1 protein-coding gene is annotated in these 1,121 nt (G+C 67.8%); it reads left to right on the forward strand.

Features of this window, described 5'->3' with window-relative positions; all coding sequences use genetic code 11:
• On the forward strand, positions 1 to 1,095 hold a 1,095-nt coding region (locus ACFFN1_RS13595; RefSeq protein ID WP_376841368.1), incomplete at its 5' end, for an ISL3 family transposase.
• Positions 1,096 to 1,121 lie beyond the last annotated feature (26 nt).

The raw sequence follows: 1,121 nt of genomic DNA on the forward strand, positions 1-1,121 counted from the left end.
GGCCGACGTCGGTGGCGGAGCCTGGACCTGGGCACCATCCCGGTTTGGCTCGAGGCCGATGCTCCGCGCGTGAGCTGCAGCGATCACGGCCCCACCGTCGCGATGGTGCCCTGGGCCCGGCACGGCGCTGGGCATACTCACGCCTTTGATCAGCAGGTCGCATGGCTGGCCACGCAGTGCTCGAAGAGCGCGGTGACCGAGTTGATGAGGATCGCCTGGCGCACCGTCGGCGCGATCATTTCCCGCGTCTGGAACGACGTCGCGGACCTGCACGACCAGTTCGCGAACCTGCGCCGGATCGGGATCGACGAGATCTCCTACAAGCGCGGCCACAAGTACCTCATCGTCGTCGTCGACCACGATTCAGGGCGGCTGGTCTGGGCCGCACCGGGTAGAGACCGAGCCACCCTGAACCTGTTCTTCGACGCGCTGGAAGCCAGCGGAGAGGGCCGTTGCGCGGCGATCACTCACGTCTCCGCGGATGGGGCGGACTGGATCAGCGCCGTGGTCGCTGACCGGTGCCCCGCAGCGGTGCGCTGCGCCGACCCGTTCCACGTCGTCAAGTGGGCCACCGAAGCTCTCGACGAGGTTCGTCGTGAGGCATGGAACCAGGCCCGCGGTGCCGTCACCAAGCGCCGTGCCGGCCGCTCCTCGGGGCACGCCAAGGCGCTCAAGCATGCCCGCTACGCGCTGTGGAAGAACCCCGAGAACCTCACCACCCGTCAGCAGGCGAAACTGGCGTGGGTCGCTCAGACCGACCCTCGACTACACCGCGCCTACCTGCTCAAAGAAGGGCTACGGCTCGTGTTCCAGCTCGATCCGGACGAGGCTCCCGGAGCGCTGGAGAAGTGGATCAGCTGGGCGCGACGATGCCGGATCCCTGCCTTCGTCGACCTCCAGCGCCGCATCGTCAAACACCGGTCCTCGATCCTGGCCGCGATCGCACACGGACTCTCCAACGGCCGCATCGAGTCCGTGAACACCAAGATCCGACTCCTCACCCGCGTCGCCTTCGGATTCCGCTCACCCGAGCCCCTGATCGGCCTCGCCATGCTCACACTCGGAGGCCACCGCCCCCTCCTGCCCGGCCGCTGAAGACCCACGGATCAGTCAGTAGAGCC

Source organism: Brevibacterium otitidis, from assembly GCF_042429315.1.
In the GTDB taxonomy this organism is placed as follows: domain Bacteria; phylum Actinomycetota; class Actinomycetes; order Actinomycetales; family Brevibacteriaceae; genus Brevibacterium; species Brevibacterium otitidis.